Genomic DNA, 18,687 nt, shown 5'->3' with positions numbered 1-18,687 from the left:
GTCTGCCCCTCTCGTAGGTGGTCAGCCGCCGACGCCGCTGAGCTGCGGCGCGGTGTCCTCGGCGGAGTCGGCGATGTCGGCGGAGTCGGCGGCGTCGGCGGGGGCGAACCGGTCGGCGAGGAAGGACACGATCGCCGCCACGGTCGGGTGGTTCCACAGCAGCGTGGCGGGCAGGCTGAGCCGGAACCGCTTCTCCAGCCTGCGCCGGATCGACAGCGTCATCACCGAGTCCAACCCGAGTTCGCCCAACGGCCGGCGCACGTCGAGCGCGTCCGGCTCGATCTTCAGCTCCGCGCCGATCTCCTTGGCGACCAGGGCGAGCAGGTGCTCCCGCAGCTCCTCGGGGTCGAGGCCGGCGAGGTCCTCCCCCGCCCCGGCGCTCTCGTCCGCCTCCGCCGCGCCGAAGGACAACCCGCGCAACACCGGCAACGGCTGCGTGCCCGCCTCCAACTCGGTGACCCGCAGGACCGCCGCGTGCGGCAGGTCGTGCCGTGCGGCGAACTCCCAGGCGGCGAAAGCCTCGCCCGCCGACACGTCACCCACGCCCCGGTCCCGCAGCTCCTGGTCCACGACCTCGTTGACCGCCATGCCCATCCCCCGCCACGACGTCCAGGCGAGGCTGACCACGCCCGGGTCGCCGGCGGCGGCGCGGTGCCGGGCGAGGGCGTCCAGGAAGGCGTTCGCCGAGGCGTAGGCGGCTTGGCCGGTGAGTCCGAGGAGCTGGCCGATCGAGGAGAACAGGACGAAGAAGTCCAGCTGCCCCACCGGGAACAGCTCGTGCAGCACCAACGCGCCCTCGACCTTCGGGGCGAGCACGGTCCGCAGGGACTCCTCGTCCAGGTCGCGCAGCATCCGGTTGTCGAGGACACCCGCCGCGTGCACGACGCCCCGGACCGGCGGCAGGTCGAGGTCCAGCAGGCGCTTGGCCTGCTCCCGGTCGGTGATGTCCAGCGCGACCGGCTTGACCGTCACCCCCTGCGCCTCCAAGCCGCGCACGGCCGCGATGCGCTCCAGGACCGCCGGGTCGGTCACGTCGTCCCACTGGGAGCGCGGCGGGATGGTCGAACGGCCCACCAGCACCAGACGGCGTGCCCCGCGCCCGGCGAGCCAGTCGGCGACCTTGAGGCCCAGCACGCCGAAACCGCCGGTGATGACGTACGTGCCGTCACCCCGGCACTCGAACGCGGGCCGGGTCATGGGGCCGTCGACGCCGGCCAGCCGGGCCGCCCGCACCTCGCCGTCCCGGATGGCGAACACGTCCGGCTCGGTCTGCGCCCGCAGCACCCGCACCAGCTCGCCCACACCCCGCTCCTCGCGGCCGGGATCGAGGTCGACGACACCGCCCCACAGCTCGGGGTGCTCACCGCCGATGATCCGCCCCAAGCCCCACACCGGCGACTGGTCCAGCGCGGACGCGTGCCGCGACTCCACCTGGCCGGTCGTGACCGCCCACAGGCGGGGCGCGAGGCCCTCTTCGGCGATCAGCTGGGCGGTCCGGGCCAGGTCCCACGCGGAGCGCACGGCACCCTCACCGGTCGGTCCGTCGTGCCCGGCCACGACGAGCACGGCGTCACCGGGACCGAGGTCGGGGACGAGCCTCGCGAACTCCTCCACGCCGTCGACCACGCGGGTGCGCACGTCGAAGGACTCCAGCGCGTCGGCGAGCCAGTCGCCACCGAGCACCACGACCGTCCCGAGTGGACGCTTGCGGGGCGTCGACACGTCGGCCGCCTGCCAGTCGAGGCGGTGCACGAGCCGGCGCGGGCTGACGGGCGCACCCCGGTCGCCGTCGAGGGCGCCGTAGCGCAAGCCGTCGAAGACACCCAGGACCGTCCCGTGCTCGTCGGTCACCACCACGTCCACCGTGTCCTCGGTGTCGAGCCGGACGTGGATCAGCACATCGGCCACCGGCTCCGGGTGCAGCACCAACCGGCGGACGTGCGCGGGCATCCGCAGCACGACCTCACCCGGGAACACCAGCGGCACCACGGTGAGCACCGCGTCCATCACCGAACCCCAGCCCGGCACAGGCGTGCCGTCGGGGTGGGACCGCACGGCGGCGAGCACCTGCCCCTCACCGGCGTGCAGCGCCCGAACCTCCCACGGGAAGCCCTTGTCCGCCACGCCGACCGCGTGCAACCGGTCCAGCACCGCGCCGGGGTCCAGTTCGTCGGCGCAGCGCAGCCTGGCCTCGGCGAGGTTGAACCCGACGTCCGCGAGGGTGTCGGCGGCGACGGTGGCGGTGCTGTGGGTCTGCCACGCCTGCTCACCGGCGTCGTCACCGGCGAGCCGGGACGCGATCCGCAGCGTGTCGTCCTGCCGCACCACCTGGAGCTCGCGGCGCGCGGTGACCGAGACCGGCACGGCCAGTGCCACGTCCGACAGCGCCTGGGTGCGGCCCGCGCCGAGGAAGGTGGTGAACAGCACGGCGGCGGGGATGATCTCCACGCCCTGCACCGGGTGGTCGCCGGGGTAGGGCCGGTTGCCCTCGTCCAGCGCGGTCTGCCAGACCTCCAGGTTGGCCGCGCCCGCGACGCCGGTCCGTGCGCCGAGCAGGTTCTCCGCCGCCACGTCGTGACCCACGAGCCCCTTGGTGGAGCCGCTGAACCAGTACGGGCGGTGCTGCCAGGCGATGCGCGGCAGCGTCAGCACCCGGCCGGGCGGCAGCGCCCCGGCGAAGTCGACCGACGCGCCCGCGCAGTGCAGGAGCGCGAGGTTGCCCAGGAGGGTGTCCCATTCGGGCTTGTCGCGACGCAGGGTCCCGGTCACCAGCACGTCCGCCAGGCCCAGCTCGCCGAGGGTCTCCGACACGGAGTGCGCGACGACCGGGTGCGGTGAGATCTCCAGGAAGATCCGGTGCCCGTCCTCGGCGGCAGCCGCGACCGCCGTGCCCAACCGGACCGGGTTGCGCAGGTTCGCCGCCCAGTACGCGCCATCGCGCGCCTCGGTGGAGCGGGGATCGACCAAAGCGGTGGTGTACAAGGGCATCGCGGGCTCGTGCACGGCGAGGTCGCCGGCCGCGGCAGCCAGTTCGTCCAGCAACGGGTCCATCTGCGGGCTGTGGAACGCCACGTCCGAGGCGACCTTGCGCACCATCAGCCCTTCGGCGGTCCACTGCTCGCACAACGCTTCCAGCGCAGCCGGCTCGCCCGCGACCACAGTGGACAGTGGCGAGGACTCGATCGCCGCCACCACGTCGGCCCGGTCGCCCAAGCGCCGCTCGACCTCGGCGAACGGCAAGCCCAGCATGGCCATCGCGCCCTGGCCGGCGACCCGGCGCAGCAGCAGCGACCGCCGTGACACCAGACGGGCCCCGTCCGCGACGGTGAACACCCCGGCGACGACGGCGGCGGCGATCTCCCCCACCGAGTGGCCGATCACAGCGGCCGGCCGCACGCCCAGGGACTGCCACACCTCCGCCAGCGCCACCTGCATCGCGAAGATCATCGGCTGGATGCGGTCGACCTCGGCGTAGTCGCCGCTGACCAGCACCTCCAGCGGCGAGAAACCCATCTCCGCCACGAAGATCGGGTCGATCTCGGCGATCACGTCGGCGAAGACCTGGTTGTCCGCCAGCAGTTCCGCGCCCATGCCGAACCACTGCGAGCCGTGGCCGGAGAACACCCACACCGCGTCGGCCGGCGTGTCCGGCAGCGTCCGCCCGGTGACCACGCCCTCGACCTCGTCCTCACCGCTGCCCACGGCACGCAGGCGCGCGGCCAGCGTCTCGTGGTCGGTCGCGGTGACGGCGAGCCGGTGCGGCAGGTGCGTGCGGCGGGCCAGCAGGGTGTGGGCGAGGTCGGTCAGGGACGCCGACGCGCCCTCGGCGTCGAGCCAGTCGGCGAGCTTGCCCGCGTACTGGGCGACGGCGGCTTCCGAGGCTCCGGACAGCGCGAACAGGCCGATCGAGTCCTGTTCCTGAGGTGCCGAGGTGGTCTCCGGGGCCTGCTCGAGCACAACGTGGCCGACCGTCCCGCCGTAGCCGAAGCTGGACACGGCGGCGCGCCGCACCTCTCCCCGCCGGGGCCACGGGGTGGTCCGGTCGACGACGCGCAACCCGTTGGTGTCCCAGGGGATGTTCGGGTTGGGCGTGGTGAACACCGCGTTGGGCGGGATCTCCGCGTGCCGCAGCGCCAGCACGGCCTTGATCACGCCCGCGACGCCCGCGCCGGCTTCCAGGTGGCCGATGTTGCCCTTGATCGACCCGATGAGGCACGGGTCGCCGGCGGAGCGCCCCTGCCCGTACACCGAGCTGAGCGCCGCCGCCTCGACCGGGTCGCCCGCGCGGGTACCGGTGCCGTGGGCCTCGACGTAGTCGACGGTGTGGGCGTCGAGACCGGCGTTGCGCAGCGCCTCTCGGGCCACCTGGGCCTGTGCCTCGCCGTTGGGGGCCATGATGCCGTTGGTGCGGCCGTCCTGGTTGACCGCCGTCCCGCGCACGACCGCGAGCACCCGGTCCCCGTCGCGCTGCGCGTCGGCGAGCCGCTTGAGCACGACCACGCCGACGCCTTCGCCGCGGCCGTAGCCGTTCGCGGAGCTGTCGAACGGCTTGGACTGGCCGTCCGGGGAGGTCGCGCCGGCGGCGTCGAGCACCATCGTCAGGCCCGGTCCGGCGATCAGGTTGACGCCCGCCGCGAGGGCGACCGTCGTCTCGCCCGTCCGCAGGCTCTGGCAGGCCAGGTGGATCGCCACCAGCGACGACGAGCAGGCGGTGTCGACGGCGAAGCTCGGACCGCGCAGGTCGAGCACGTAGGACACCCGGTTGGCCACGGCGCAGAAGGCCGCCCCGATACCGGTCCACGCCTCGATGCGCGGCAGGTCCTCCAGCATCTGCCGGCCGTAGTCGTCGGAGCCGACGCCGACGAAGACACCGGTGTCGCTGCCCGCGAGGCCGTGCGGCGGGATGCCCGCGTTCTCCAGCGCCTCCCAGGTCACCTCGAGCACCAGCCGCTGCTGCGGGTCCATGATCTCCGCTTCGCGGGGCGTGACGCCGAAGAACTGGGCGTCGAACGCGGACGCGTCGGCGAGGAACGCGCCCCGCCGGGTCGTGCCGCGCAAGGCCAGGGCGCTGTCGGTGCCGGGCAGCTCGTAGGGGTCCCAGCGGCCCGGCGGGATCTCGGTGACGGCGTCGCGCCCCTCGGTGAGCAGGTCCCACAGCTCGGCGGGGGTGTCGACGCCGCCGGGCAGCCGGCACCCCATCCCGACGATCGCGATCGGCTCGGCGGACATCGCGCTCCCTTCGGTCGTTGGCTCGGGCGAAGGGTTGTCGTCCGCTGCGCAGGACCGGTCAAGCGTCGGTGAAATCCGCAGGTGGGAGGCGGTGTGCGTGGTCGCGGACGAGGGCGGCGGTGAGGTCGGGGTCGTCCTCCACGACCAGGTGACCGCTGCCGGGCAGCAGGGCGTGCGCGGCTTGGGGCAGCAGGCGTCGGGCGCGGTCGGCGTCGGACAGCGGGACCAACCGGTCCCGGGTCGCCCACGCCAACAGCACCGGGACCGGCACCCGGCCGCGGAACCGGTACCGCCAGGTGTACTTGGTCATCGCCACGATGTCGCTGCCGCTCAACGCGGAGGCCGCCGCGGCGGCGGCACTCGGGTGGATGAGCGAGGGCCTCGCGGAGAAGGCGGTCAACACGAGCCGGCGGGCCGGGGCTTCGGCCATCAGCAGCGACCTGGTCTTCGGGTCGGTCATCGCGGACAGCCGCGCGGCGTTGCGCAGGAGCGCGGCGGTGACCCAGGCACGGGGTGGCGTCCAGAAGCCGATCGGGCACAGCGCCGTGACGCCGGCCACGGGGACGACCTTGGCCAGTTCGAGCGCGACCGCGCCGCCCATCGAGTGACCCACCACGTGCGGGCGCACGAGTCCGAGGTCGGGCAGGCGGTCGGCGACGTGCCGGGCGGTGACCTGGATGATCCGGGCGTCGTAGGCGAACCCGGGCTCGCCGCCGTGGCCGGGCAGGTTGAGCGCGTGGACCGGCCACCCGGAGGGCAGGCGTTCGACCACCGGCCGCCAACTGCCCGCGTCGGCCCCGCCGCCGTGCAGGAGCAGCAGCGGGGCGACGTCCTCACGCGCCACGGGAGCGCAGCGCCTCTGCGGCGCCGGGTCGCAGCGGCGCTGCGGCGCTCGGTCGCAGCGAGGCGCGCAGCGCGTGGCCGATCTCCGTGATCACCTGGACGTGCTGGTTGGGGTGCGTGAGACCGGCGTCGAGGGCGAGCACGCGGTTCTCCCGCGCGATGGCGTCGGCCAGCACGGGGTCGTGCTCGTGGGCGTCGAGCACGGCTCGGAGCACTGGTTCATCGGCGGCCAGGGCCAGCCAGGCGCGGGTGACGGCGTCGGCCGGGTCGCCCGGCTCGGACAGCGCCAGGTCGATGCGCGCCTGGAGCAACAGCGACCACCGGTGGTGGAGGGCAAGCACCAGGTCGTCCACCCCGGCGAACACCTCGCGCGCGCCACTCACGCGGTCGAACACCAGCGTGCCGTCCCGCGCGACTTGGGCGAGCGCGGAAAACAGCACGTCACGCCGCCGGTAGAACTCCGCCCAGCCCACCGCGCCCCCCTGAAATCGTACACCCTTGTAAGGGCACGATAGTGCGCTCCGGACCACAACTCAAACAGCACTGTTCGCCTTAACCACGACGTACTAACTCTGGTAGTGGACGAATGCCGACCGGTTCCGTAACCTGTCCGAGACCTACCGGGTTCACCCGTTCGGACCACCCACGACGGAAGCAGTCAAGGAGGCTCACGCCACCGTGGCGTCACCACCCGCACAGCGCACCGTCCGGGCCGCACTCGCGGCCACCGCAACCGTGGCACTGGCGGGAGGGATCGCGCTCCCCCACGCGGCAGCCGACCCGGCCGTGCCACCCAACGCCTCGGAGGCGTTGAGGAAGTACACCGAGCTGTCGAGCGAGGCCGAGAAGCTCAACGAGGAGCACCTGCGCGCCCAGGACGACCTGCGGGCCAAGCAGGGCGAGCTGGACAAGGCCACCGGCGACCTCACCGCGGCCCACCAGGCCGAAGAGGGGCTGCGCGGCCAGGTCGACTTGCTCACCGAGGCGACCTTCGAGGGCGCGCGGTTCAACCAGCTGTCGGCGCTGCTGGTCAGCGACTCCCAGCAGGACTACCTCAACCGCATGGCGGCGCTGGACATCCTGGCCACCGGGAACGCCGAAGCCCTCGGCTCGCTCACCGAGGCCGTCACCAAGGCCGACGACGCCCAGCGTCGAGCCACCGAGGCCACCAACGCCGCCACCAAGCTGGTCGAGGACATCGCCCGTCGCAAGTCCGAACTGGACAACCAGGTCCGCGAGGCCCGCGCCCAGTACGACACCCTCAGCGCGGCCGACCGCCGGACCCTGTCCGACCCCGGCGACACCTCCCGCATCGCCGTCCCGGCAGGCACCGCGGGCCGGGCGCTGGAGTACGCCTTGGCCCAACGCGGCGACCCGTACGTCTACGGCGCCAACGGCCCCGACGAATGGGACTGCTCCAGCCTCATGCAGCAGTCGTACCGCGCGGCCGGCGTCTCCATCCCCCGCACCAGCTACGGCCAAGCGGGCGTGGGCCGCCCGGTGTCACGCGCCGAGGTCCAGGCCGGCGACATCATCGTCTACTACGCCGACCAACACCACGTGGCCATGGCCGTCGACAACGTCCGCGCCGTCCACGCCTCCACCGAGGGCGTCCCGGTCCGCATCGCCGACATCGACTCCATCGGCCCCATCAACACCATCCGCCGCATCGAGGGCTGACCCCAATACGTCATGGCCGAGCCGCGTGGCCCGGGGCCGGAACACCCCCGGGCCACGCGTCGACACCGTCAGCCGTCGTGGTGGAAGACGCACAGGCCGAAGTGACGGTCGCCGGCGAGCACTCCTCCCCGAGCACAAGGACGAGGACGCCCCGGTAAACCCATCCGCTCGACGCCCTCCCGGGGAGCCCGACTGGTATCGGGCTCCCCGGTTGTCGTGCCAAGTAGCGGGACTGCGGGTCAGGGGCCGGGGACGGCCTGCGCCTTGGCGTTGCGTTCGAAGACCGACCAGAACGTCGAGGTGCAGTAGGTGCAGTTGGTGCCGAAGTACAGGCCGCGGGCCTGTTCGTCGCCCATCAGGTGGAAGCGCATCCACGATGTGATGGTGCCGTGCAGCGCGGGGATGCCGTAGTGGTCGGCTCCGCGTTGCTCGGCGAAGATCGCCGGGACCTGGGTCGCCTGGTTGTAGGGCGTGCGAACGACGATGGGGACGATGATGGTGTCGTTCTGGCCGGCGATGAACAGCGCGGGACCGCGCACCAGGCTGCCGCTGGTGGTGGCGAGCGGGTAGATCGGGGCGATGGTGTCCACGCGCGGGTCGGAGCCGGCGTCGATCGCGGCGCCGCCGCCGAAGGAGTGGCCGGTCGCGCCGACCTTCGACAGGTCCACCTTGCCCTGCAGCGGGCTGCCCGCGCGGGAGTTCTCGGTGGTCAGGTAGTCCAAGCCTTGGAGCATCGGGCCGCGGTCGCCCGCGTTGCCCTCGGCCGCGGCGACGATGAAGCCGTGCGAGGCCAGGTGGTTGAGCAGCGGCATGTACCTGTCGAGCTTGGACTTGGCTCCGTTGTTCCACAGCACGACCGGGTGCGCGGTGCAGCCCAGGGAGCCCAGGGCGACCGGTCGGACGACTGTGGTACCGCGGCCGTTGGAGGCGGAGGTGACGGCGAAGGGACCCGCGGTGTCCCACTGGCCGTTGACCGACTTGCAGGGCGAGGTCGGCGGCACGGTGGTGGTCGTGGTGGGGCTGGTCGAGGTGGTCGAGGTGCCGGTCGGCGTGGTGGTCGTGGTCGGTCGGTTTTCGTGTTCGACGATGATGTTCTTGATCTGGTTGAACACCCCGGCGTCGTTGGGGAAGGCGCCGTGGGTGATGCAGGTCGGGGCCTGGAGGTTGGTGGCCCCGGCCAGTTCGGCGGTGACGCTGGGGTCGACGTTGGTGTCGCAGGTGGAGCGTTGGGTGGTGTAGCGGACGGCGGGTGAGCCGGGGACCTCGGTGCCGGAGTTCAGGTCGGCCAGCCAGGGCGAGCCGATGGCGAACTGCTTGCACGACAGGTACAGGTTCTGGCACCAGGGTGCGGCGCTGGTGGTGCCGTGGTGCGGGCCGGCCATCGAGAAGTACATCGACACCTTGTCCTGCGCGCCCGGCACGTACTTCAGGTACGAACGGGCGGCCAGCGTGGACGCCGACCAGGTCACCAGGACGACCTTGCGGGCGCCGGTCCTGGCCAGCACGCTGTCGACCTTCCGCCCGATCTCCTGCCCCGCCACGGTCAGGTCGCCGGTCATGCTCTTGCTGTCGGTCCAGGTCTCGACCCGGTCGGAGCGCCACCCGGCGGAGACGAACTTGGTCTTCATCGGCTCCATGTACTGGGTGGTGCCGGTCATGCCCGGGATGATGATCACCGGGTCGTGCTCGACCGCCGCGGCGACCAGGTCCGCGCGCGCGTGGGGCGACAACCCGACCAGCGACACCGCGGCGGCGGCCAGCGCGGTCAGCACCGCGAGCAGTGCCGCACCGCGACCGCGGACCGCGGTGCGGAGTTGGAAGGTGGACATTCGAACGGCCTCCTGTGCAGGGAATGGTGCAGGAATGAACAGGTGATCGGGGTCACGCTGTTGCGCCGATGTTACGAATCGGCAAACGGCAAGACCATGTGCCCACCGACATACTTGGGCACGGTTCACATGTCCCCTGCCACACACAGTCCGACGCGACCGATGTGTGGTCACAGACATGGCAGGCCGAGTTCACCCGTCATTACGTTCGGGAAATCGGGCCGTCAATTTCCTGCGCAGTGACCCGATATTCCCTGTCGTCGTCTTGCCCTGGAGGACGATCCATGTCCATTCGCAGAATAGGAATACACCGCTCCGCGCGTGGCCGCGCAGCGGTGATCGCCGCGGTGTCAGCGGTCGCGTTGCTGGGCGGTGCCGCGTCGCCTACCGCGGCAGCGGACCAGGTGGCCCGGTCGGAGCCGGGTGGTGACCGCGTGAGCGGTGTGCGCGGGCAGGTGACGCTCTTGTCGGGCGACAAGGTCACCGTGCTGGACACGGATCCAGTGTGCCGACCGCGTTCGTGCAGCCGGCCAAGGGGCGGGAACGGGTGCGGTTCGACATCCGGCGCCGACGTCGGTTCCGGCAAGCTCGACCGTCGCCTGTTCGACGTGAAAGGGCTGCTGGAGCAGGGTTATGACGACGCCCGCCGCAGCGATCTGCCGTTGATCGTGCAAGGCGTCGGCGCAAGGGCGGAGACGCTCGGCACGACCGTCCGCCACCGGCTCGACGCCGTGGACGCGGTGGCGGCCATCCAGTCGAAGGCCACCACGAAGGCGTTGTGGGACGCGCGGTCGAGCGTGCGCAAGATCTGGCTGGACGGTCTGCGCAAGCCGACCCTCGACGTGAGCGTGCCGCAGATCGGTGCGCCGGCGGTGTGGGAAGCCGGGCACACCGGCAAGGGCGTCAAGGTGGCCGTCGTGGACACCGGCATCGACGCCGAGCACCCCGACCTGGCGGGCAAGGTGGTCGACCGGCGGGACTTCACCGGCGGTGACCGGCCCGGCGACCAGATCGGGCACGGCACCCACGTGGCCTCCACGATCGCGGGCACCGGCGCGAAGTCCGGCGGCAAGTACAAGGGCGTGGCCCCGGACGCGGCGCTGCTCGACGCCAAGGTGTGCGGCGAGTACGGGTGCTGGGAGTCGGGGATCCTGGCCGGGATGCAGTGGGCGGCGGAGTCCGGGGCGAAGGTCGTCGACATGAGCCTGGGCGGGGTGGACACCGAGGACCTCGACCCGTTGGAGGAGGCGGTGAACACGCTCAGCGCGAAGCACAACACGCTGTTCGTGGTGGCCGCCGGCAACAGCGGTCCCGGTGAGCAGACCGTCGGCTCTCCGGCCAGCGCTGACGCCGCCCTCGCCGTGGGCGCGGTGGACGAGCAGGACCGGATCGCGCCCTTCTCCAGCCGCGGCCCGCGGACCGGCGACCGGGCGGTCAAGCCGGAGATCACCGAAGTGGACCGCCTACGTGCGGCACCCCGCCGGTCCCGGCTTCGTGTCCCTCAAGGCCACCGCGACCGACCACCGCGGCGGCACCACCGAGCAGACCGTCATCAGGGCCTACGGCCTGACATAGCCCCGACCGGACACCCCGACCGCGGGGTGGGGGCGGCCAGGACGTCGACCGGGCCGCCGGGTCCAGCCACCACGGTCGCCCCGGCCGCAGGGTGCGGAGGGGAGCCCCGGCCTTGTCGTGTTGGACGAGGCCGGGGCGGCTCGGTGGTGTGGTGGGTTATCGGGTCGTGTAGTAGGGGTCTTGGGTGAGGAGGTGGGCTTTGTAGCCCTCTCCGATGCCGGGTTCGGGGGTGCCGGCCCAGTCCTTGATCAGTACCGCGCCGCTGGTGCAGCCCCACGGGGTCCACGTCCACGCGAGGTAGCTGATGTGGTGGGCGTCGGCCCAGTCCGCCAGCCGGCCCATGTAGTCGAAGCCGCAGTTGTCCTGGCCGAACTCGCCGAGCACGACCGGGACCTGCTGGGCCAGCGGAGCGACCTGGGTGTCCCAACAGGACTCGGTGGCGCAGGCGTTGAAGCTGTAGGCGTGCCAGGACGCGGCCAGGTTGTTGCGCGGGTCGGTCGGCTTGTACGCCAGCCACTCCCGCATGTCGTTCGCCCACTCCAACCCGCCCAACAGCAGCACGTTGGTCGCCCCGGTCGCGCGCACCGCGTCGACCAGGTCCTGCATCCCGGCCGTCTCGTAGGGCAGACCGGTGCACGTGCCGCCGTCACGCCAGCACTGCCAGCCCAGGGTCTTGTTCCAGTCCGCGGCCATCTCCGGGTACGGCTCGTTGAACAGGTCGAACACGACGGCGTCGTTGCCCTTGAACGCACTCGCCACACCCGCCCAGAACTGCGGGGCGTACTTCGCGTCCGGCATCGGCTTCTGGCACACCGCGTGCTCGTCCTTGCAATGCCAATCCGGACTGTTGGTGTACGCACCCCACGTCCAATGCAGGTCCAGAATCGGACTGATCCCGTTGCGCACCAACAGATCCACATAATCCTTCACGGCCTGCTGGTAGACCACCCCGCCCGGCGAGCCGTTGACACCCAGCCAACACTCCTCGTTCAACGGGATCCGCACCGCGTGGATGTTCCACGTCTTCATCGCGTCCACCGACGCCTGATCCACCGGACCGCCGTCCCACATGCCCTTGCCCTGCACACAGGCGAACTCGCTGCTGGACCGGCTCACCCCGAGCAACCGGTACGGCTCACCGTCCGCGGTCACCAGCTTGTTGCCGGAGACGTGCAGCTTCGGCGCCGGTTCATCACCGGGCGGAGTGGAAGTGGTGGTCGTCGTAGTGGTCGTGGTCGTCGGGACGGTGCCGGTGCAGGTGACGCCGTTCAGCGTGAACGACGCCGGCACCGGGTTGGCGTCGGTCCATGAACCCACGAAGCCGATCGACGTCGAGGCGCGCGTGCCCAGCGACCCGTTCCAGCTCAGGCTCGCCGCCGACACCCGCGTGCCGGACTGCGTCCACGTGGCACTCCACCCCTGACCGACCTTCTGGCCCGCCTTGGGGAAGTCGAACGCCAGCGTCCAGCCCGACACGGGGTCACCCAGGTTGGTGATCGCGATGCTCGCGCTGAAGCCACCCTGCCACTCGCTCTGCACCTTGTACTCGACCGAACAACCAGCGGCCGCCGAAGCGGGCAGGGTGCTCATCGTGATACCGGCCAGCACCATCGCACCGGCCGCACCAACGGCCGTCAATGACTGACGATGTCGCATCTGCACTCCTTTGTGCTCATGAGAGATCTGCGGAATCCAGGTGGCGGTGTCTGGAAGGGGGTGTGGCGGCAAGCTCCCGGGCACGTCACGGGCCAGTAAGTAAACTAACCTGGCAAAGGCGTGCGACGGAGGAGGCGACCGTGGCGAGAAGCCCGGTGTGGGCGAGTCGGCCGCGGACGCGCGGGCTGGTCCTGGACCTGATCAGGGCGGCGCGCACGATCAGCCGGGTGGAGCTCGCGACGGCGACCGGCCTGACCGGGGCGACGATCTCCGAGGTCGTGCGCGAGCTGATCGGCGACGGCCTGGTCGTGGAGGCCGGTCGCGGGCTGCCGACCGGTGGCAAGCCGCGCACGCTGGTCCAGCTCAACCCGGTGGCCCGCTACAGCGTGGGCGTCCAGCTCGAACGCAACGCGTGCGTCATCGTGGTGGTCGACCTGGCCGGGCGGCCGGTGGCCAGGACCGCGTTCCACGGTGTCGCGTCGATGCCGCCGGAACGGGCGTTGCCGCTGGTGGCGGCACAGGTGGACGCCCTGCTGACCACGGCGGGGGTCGACCGCGGGAAGGTGCTCGGCGTCGGCCTGGTCAGCTACGGCCCCCAGGACCGGGGCGCCGGCGTGCTGCTGACGCCGCAGCCCACCGAGGAGTGGTACGACCACCCCGTCGCCCCGCGCCTGGCGGAGATCCTCGACCTGCCCGTGCTGCTGGACAACGACGCCGCCGCGGCGGCCATCGGCGAGTACTGGCTGGGCGCGGTGGACCCGGACAGCACCTACGGCTGCATCTACATGGCCACCGGGATCGGCGGCGGCGTGGTGGTCGCCGGCGAGGTGTACCGGGGCAGCACGTCCAACACCGCGGAGATCGGCCACATCTCGGTCGACGTCCACGGCGAGGAGTGCTCGTGCGGGAACGTCGGCTGCCTGGAGAACTACGCCGGCCCGTCGGCCGTGGTCCGCCAGGCGGCGCAGACCCCGGACCTCGCCCGCCGGCTGGCGCTGGACCCCGCGGGCGAGGACTTCCTGACCGAGTTCGCGCGGATCGCCGCCGCCGCGAACGCCGGCGATCCGCAGGCCCGCGAGCTGGTCGAGCGGTCGGCGCGCTACCTCGGGCACGCGGCGGTGACCGTGGCGACCCTGTTCGACCTGGACCTGGTCGTCCTGGCCGGGCCGAGCTTCACCGTGGCGGGCTCGATCTACCAGGCCGTGGTCCAGGACCAGTTGGACCGCCGGTTGTTCGCCCGGCGGGCGCACTCGGTGCGCGTGGTGCCTTCGGTCAACGGGTCGGACGCGGCGGCGATCGGCGGCGCGGTCCTCGTCCTGCAGAGCGAGCTGGTCCGCGGCCGGCACGACGAGGCGCGGCCGGTGCCCACCGGCGCGGGCGGGACGCCCTGACCGACCGATCCCGCGGTCCGCGGTGGTCGACACGGAGTAGCGCATGAGCCGACGTCACTTCCCCGCGGGCCGGAGGCGCACGAGCACCTCGGCGCTGTCGGGGTGCGCCCAGACCGCCGGGGAGGCGTACAGGTCGCTGTCGGTGGGCCAGCCGGTGAACTTGGCGCTGTGGTACGTGGTGATCGTGCCCTGGGTCAGGACCGGGATGTAGGGCATCACCTCCTCGACCCGCGTCTGGATCTTCTCCAGGTGCGGCCGCCGCGCGGCGGTGTCGGCGGGGTCGAGGAGCTTGAGCGCGTCGAGGGCCTGGTCGACCTCCGGGTCGGAGAACCGGGCGGCGTTCGGACCGGCTTTCGCGCCGACCGCGGCGGTCTGCGCGGTGCTGAAGAAGTAGCTGTAGAGGTAGTACGGGTCCGGCGCGGGCCCCTGGTAGAGCGAGTCGATCATGAGCTGGAACCGGCCGAGGTTCTTGGCGTCCACGAACTCGTTCCAGGACACCTGCTGCGTGGTGAGCTTGATGCCGGCCTGCCGCAGCTGTTGGCCGATCGTCTCCGCCGCGGTGATGTAGTCGGTCCAGCCGGCGACGACGGTCAGCGTCAGCGCCGCCTGCTCGCCGTCCTTGGCGTAGATGCCGTCGGCGTCCTTGGTGTAGCCCGCGCCCTCCAGGGTTCGCCGCGCCTGCGCCACGTCCGGTCGCATCGGAGCGGTCCGGTTCCGGAGCTTGTCGGAGATCAGGGCGCCGTCCCGTTTCGGGAGCAGGAAGCTCGGCGAGACCTCGCTGCCGGTGTTCTCGAACGCCAGCGCGTTGGTCTGGCCGCGGTCGATCGCGAGGTAGATCGCCTGGCGCACGGCCGGGTCGGTCTGGGGGCCGCGGCAGCCCGAGGCGGCACTGCTGCACGTGTCGAGCACGATCTGGTTCAGGTGGAAGACGCCGGCCTGGTAGCCGGGGTAGGCCTTGTCGACGTTCTGCAACTCCGGCACCGGCCCGGTCTGCCAGTCGAGCTGCCCCGCCTTGAGCGCGGCGATGCCGGCCTGGTTGCCCGACAGCGAGAGGGACCGGACCTTCTTGACGGCGGGCTCCCCGCCCCAGTAGGTCGGGTTCGCCTTCAGCGTGTACGCCTGGGGCTTGAACTCGTCCAGCACGTACGGACCGGTGCCCACGGGTTTGTCCACCGCGGCGACCCCCGGGTCGGCGATGTCCTTCCACTTGTGCTCGGGCACGATGTAGGTCCGGCCCAGGACCGAGGGACCGTCCACGAAGGACGGCCGGTCGAAGGTGACGACCACGTGCGTGTCGTCGACCGCCTCGGCCCGCCCGGCGTAGCCGGTGTTGTTCATGCCCTTGTGCCTGCTGATCATGTCGAGGGTGAACACGACGTCGGCGGCGGTGAACTTCTCGCCATCGGACCAGGTCACGCCGTCCCGGAGGGTGATGGACAGCCGCGTTCCGTCCGCGTTCCACGCGAAGTCCTCGCCCAGTCGCGGCTCCGGAGGGGTGTCGCGCAGGACGTTGTAGAAGAACAGCGTCTGGAAGATCGTGCCCGCTCCCCCGATGCTGGTCGGCGCGAACGGGTTGAAGTTGAGCTGGTAGTCGCCGGACTGGCCGCTGTAGGTCACCAGGGTGGTGCTGTCGGACCCGGCCGACGTGCTCGACGGTCCGCACCCCGCGGCCACGAGCGCCGCGGCGACCAGCACCGTCGCGGCGCGGACGCCCGCCCGGGGACTTTTCGGCAGCACCATCACGACGTCCTCCTCGACGTGTCGACGGCCGGGCGCCGGTCGGGGCACCCATCGTCGTGCGGCCATTATTAAGTTGCTTAAGTAAGCCGTCAATAGGGCTGTGTCGCGAACAGATCGCGACCTCGAAGGCAACCCTGACTCCCTCTGAGCAGGCTGTTGCGTTAGTTAGGCTGCCTGAGTAACCATCGTCGGGATCTCCGCCCTCGAGTCGACCGATGAGGAAGAGAGCCGCGATGACGCGTTCGAACGTGCACGACGGCTGGCACCTGCGCGCGGTGGGCGGCCCGGTGCCGGTCCACCTCGCCGACCGCGAGGTGCCCGCGCGGGTCCCCGGCAGCACCCACCTCGACCTGCTGGCCGCGGGTCTCATCCCGGACCCGTACCTGGACCGCAACGAGGCGGAACTGGCCTGGATGCACCGCGTCGACTGGCAGTACTCCACGACGTTCGAAGCCCGGCCGCCGCGGGACGGCGAACGGGTGGACCTGGTCTTCGACGGCATCGACACCGTCGCCACCGTCGAGCTGAACGGCGAGGTGCTCGGCCACACCGCCAACATGCACCGCGGTTACCGCTTCGACGTCGGGCGCTCGCTGCGCGCCGGCGGCAACGACCTGACCGTGACGCTGTGGTCCGCGCTCACCGCCGCCGAACGGGCCGAAGCCGAACTCGGGTGGCGCCAACGGGCCTATCCCCACCCGTACAACGCGATCCGCAAGATGGCCTGCTCCTTCGGCTGGGACTGGGGACCCGACCTCCAGACCGCCGGCCTGTTCAGACCCGTGGGCCTGGAACGCTGGGACACCGCCCGCATCGCCCGGGTGCGCCCGCTGGTCACCCTCGACGACGACGGCACCGGCCGCGTCGAGGTGCACCTGGAGCTGGACCGCGCGGCTGATCACGACTACACCGCCGAAGTCGTGATCGGCGGGCACACGGCACGAACCGCGGTCACCGGCGACCTCGCGCACGTCACCGCGCTCGTGCCCGAGGCCCGGTTGTGGTGGCCGGCGGGGTACGGCGACCAGCCGCTCTACGACCTGACCGTCACGCTGCTGGCCGACGGGCGGCAGGTGGACGCCGTCCACCGCCGGATCGGGTTCCGCACCGTCACCGTGGAGACCGAACCGGACGAGATCGGCAGCCCGTTCACCTTCGTCGTCAACGGCCGGCGCGTTTTCGCCAAGGGCGCCAACTGGATCCCGGACGACCACTTCCTCACCCGGGTCACCCGCGATCGGCTGGTCCGCCGGGTCGACCAGGCCGTGGCCGCCAACATGAACATGCTGCGGGTCTGGGGCGGCGGCATCTACGAGACCGACGACTTCTACGACGTGTGCGACGAGCGCGGCATGATGGTGTGGCAGGACTTCCCGTTCGCGTGCGCCTTCTACGCCGAAGAAGAGCCGCTGCGGTCCGAAGTGGAGGCCGAGGCCCGGGAGAACGTCACCCGCCTGGTCGCCCACCCGTCGCTGGTGCTGTGGAACGGCAACAACGAGAACCTCCCCGCCTACACCGACTGGGAGGGGTGGCAGGACAGCCTGGAGGGCCGGAGCTGGGGCGGCGGCTACTACACCGACGTGCTGCCCGAGATCGTCGCGGAACTCGACCCCACCCGGCCGTACGCGACCGGCAGCCCCCACAGCCCCGGCGACCTCCCGCCCAACGACGCCCACCACGGCACCCGCCACGACTGGGACGTCTGGAACTCCCTGGACTACACCCACTACCGCGACCACGTCCCGCGCTTCAGCGCCGAGTTCGGCTTCCAGGGGCCACCCACCTGGACCACCCTCACCCGGTGGATCCACGACGAGCCGCTGACGCCCACCTCGCCCGCGTTCCTGGCCCACCAGAAAGCGGTGAACGGCAACCGGAACCTCGACCGCGGCCTCGCACCGCACCTGCCGGTCCCGACCGACTTCGAGGACTGGCACTGGGCGACCCAGCTCAACCAGGCCCGCGCGGTGGCCTTCGGCGTCGAGCACTACCGCTCGTGGTGGCCGCGGACCGCGGGAGCCCTGGTCTGGCAGCTCAACGACTGCTGGCCGGTCACCTCCTGGGCCGCCGTGGACAACGACGAGCGCCCCAAACCCCTGTACTACGCGCTGAAACACGCCTTCGCACCGAGGCTGTTGACCCTCCAGCCGCGCGCGGGAAGGCCCACCCTGGTCGCGGTCAACGACCACGACGAGCCGTGGACGGGCACCGTCCGCGTGACCCGCCAGGTCTTCACCGGCGCCGTCCTGGCCGCCTCCGTGCTGCGGTTGAGCGTGCTGCCCAGGTCCATCGTACTGCTCGACCTGGCCGACCACCTCCTCGAACCCACCGACCCGACGCGCGAAGTGCTGGTCGCCACCACAGCGGACGCCCGCACCCACCACCTGTTCCGCGAAGACCTCGACCTCCGCTACGACGCCACGCCGTTCACCGCCGACGTCACACCCGAACCCGGCGGATACCGCGTCGACGTGCGAGCCACTTCCTACGTCCGAGACCTGAGCCTGCTGGCCGACAAGGTGGCCGCCGACGCGGTCGTCAACGACATGCTCATCTCGCTGACCGCCGGCGAATCCCACCACTTCCTCGTGCGCACAGCAGAAACCCTCCCCGACCCGACCCTGCTACTCCACCCGCGCGTGCTGCGGTCCGCCAACACGTCGGCGTCACTCACCTAGTGTCGTGAGCCGTTGGTCCTTGGGGTGTCCGGACCGACCTCCACCTCCGCCAGGTGCGCGGAGTAG

10 protein-coding genes are annotated in these 18,687 nt (G+C 71.6%); 4 read left to right on the top strand and 6 right to left on the bottom strand.

What is annotated here, in order from left to right; all coding sequences use genetic code 11:
* Nucleotides 1-21: 21 nt before the first annotated feature.
* Genes DFJ66_RS39115 through DFJ66_RS39105 form a run of 3 tightly spaced genes read right to left on the bottom strand, consistent with a single transcriptional unit; the run spans nucleotide 22 to nucleotide 6,545 of the window.
* The gene (locus DFJ66_RS39115) at nucleotides 22-5,229 is read right to left on the bottom strand and encodes a type I polyketide synthase (protein ID WP_121229420.1); all 5,208 of its coding nucleotides are present in this window, start codon (nucleotides 5,227-5,229) and stop codon (nucleotides 22-24) included.
* Nucleotides 5,230-5,287: 58 nt separating this feature from the next.
* The gene (locus DFJ66_RS39110) at nucleotides 5,288-6,073 is read right to left on the bottom strand and encodes an alpha/beta fold hydrolase (protein WP_121229418.1); all 786 of its coding nucleotides are present in this window, start codon (nucleotides 6,071-6,073) and stop codon (nucleotides 5,288-5,290) included.
* Nucleotides 6,063-6,545: a hypothetical protein gene (locus tag DFJ66_RS39105; protein WP_121229414.1), complete on the bottom strand. Its 483-nt coding sequence runs from the start codon at nucleotides 6,543-6,545 to the stop codon at nucleotides 6,063-6,065. The genes DFJ66_RS39110 and DFJ66_RS39105 overlap by 11 nt, the downstream gene beginning before the upstream one ends.
* Before the next feature lie 205 nt (nucleotides 6,546-6,750).
* Between DFJ66_RS39105 and DFJ66_RS39100 the strand changes: the two genes are divergently transcribed.
* Complete coding sequence (locus DFJ66_RS39100) at nucleotides 6,751-7,752, top strand: C40 family peptidase (RefSeq protein WP_121229411.1); 1,002 nt, start codon at nucleotides 6,751-6,753, stop codon at nucleotides 7,750-7,752.
* A 239-nt stretch (nucleotides 7,753-7,991) separates the two neighbouring features.
* On the opposite strand, the gene DFJ66_RS39095 is transcribed toward DFJ66_RS39100, so the two are convergent.
* A complete protein-coding gene (locus DFJ66_RS39095; RefSeq protein WP_121229408.1) occupies nucleotides 7,992-9,581 on the bottom strand; it encodes a poly(ethylene terephthalate) hydrolase family protein in 1,590 nt (529 codons plus the stop codon).
* A gap of 608 nt (nucleotides 9,582-10,189) precedes the next feature.
* Here DFJ66_RS39095 and DFJ66_RS39090 point away from each other — a divergent pair.
* Entirely contained in the window at nucleotides 10,190-11,344 is a 1,155-nt protein-coding gene (locus tag DFJ66_RS39090) for a S8 family serine peptidase (protein ID WP_211351464.1), read from the top strand.
* Here DFJ66_RS39090 and DFJ66_RS39085 read toward each other — a convergent pair.
* Entirely contained in the window at nucleotides 11,313-12,812 is a 1,500-nt protein-coding gene (locus tag DFJ66_RS39085; protein ID WP_121232390.1) for a cellulase family glycosylhydrolase, read from the bottom strand. The two genes, DFJ66_RS39090 and DFJ66_RS39085, sit on opposite strands and share 32 nt — an antisense overlap.
* Before the next feature lie 140 nt (nucleotides 12,813-12,952).
* Here DFJ66_RS39085 and DFJ66_RS39080 point away from each other — a divergent pair, with 140 nt between their 5' ends.
* Nucleotides 12,953-14,203, top strand: a complete 1,251-nt coding sequence (locus DFJ66_RS39080; RefSeq protein ID WP_170199988.1) for an ROK family transcriptional regulator — start codon at nucleotides 12,953-12,955, stop codon at nucleotides 14,201-14,203.
* A gap of 54 nt (nucleotides 14,204-14,257) precedes the next feature.
* On the opposite strand, the gene DFJ66_RS39075 is transcribed toward DFJ66_RS39080, so the two are convergent.
* Nucleotides 14,258-15,943 (bottom strand): ABC transporter substrate-binding protein, encoded by a 1,686-nt coding sequence (locus tag DFJ66_RS39075; RefSeq protein ID WP_121232388.1) that lies wholly within the window; start codon nucleotides 15,941-15,943, stop codon nucleotides 14,258-14,260.
* A gap of 233 nt (nucleotides 15,944-16,176) precedes the next feature.
* Here DFJ66_RS39075 and DFJ66_RS39070 point away from each other — a divergent pair, with 233 nt between their 5' ends.
* Nucleotides 16,177-18,621: a glycoside hydrolase family 2 protein gene (locus tag DFJ66_RS39070; protein WP_121229402.1), complete on the top strand. Its 2,445-nt coding sequence runs from the start codon at nucleotides 16,177-16,179 to the stop codon at nucleotides 18,619-18,621.
* The last annotated feature ends 66 nt before the right edge of the window (nucleotides 18,622-18,687 follow it).

The sequence above is a fragment of the Saccharothrix variisporea genome (assembly GCF_003634995.1).
Classification (GTDB): Bacteria; Actinomycetota; Actinomycetes; order Mycobacteriales; family Pseudonocardiaceae; genus Actinosynnema; species Actinosynnema variisporeum.
The sequence above is the reverse complement of the archived record's forward strand: the minus strand, read 5'-3'. Positions and strand labels throughout refer to the sequence as shown.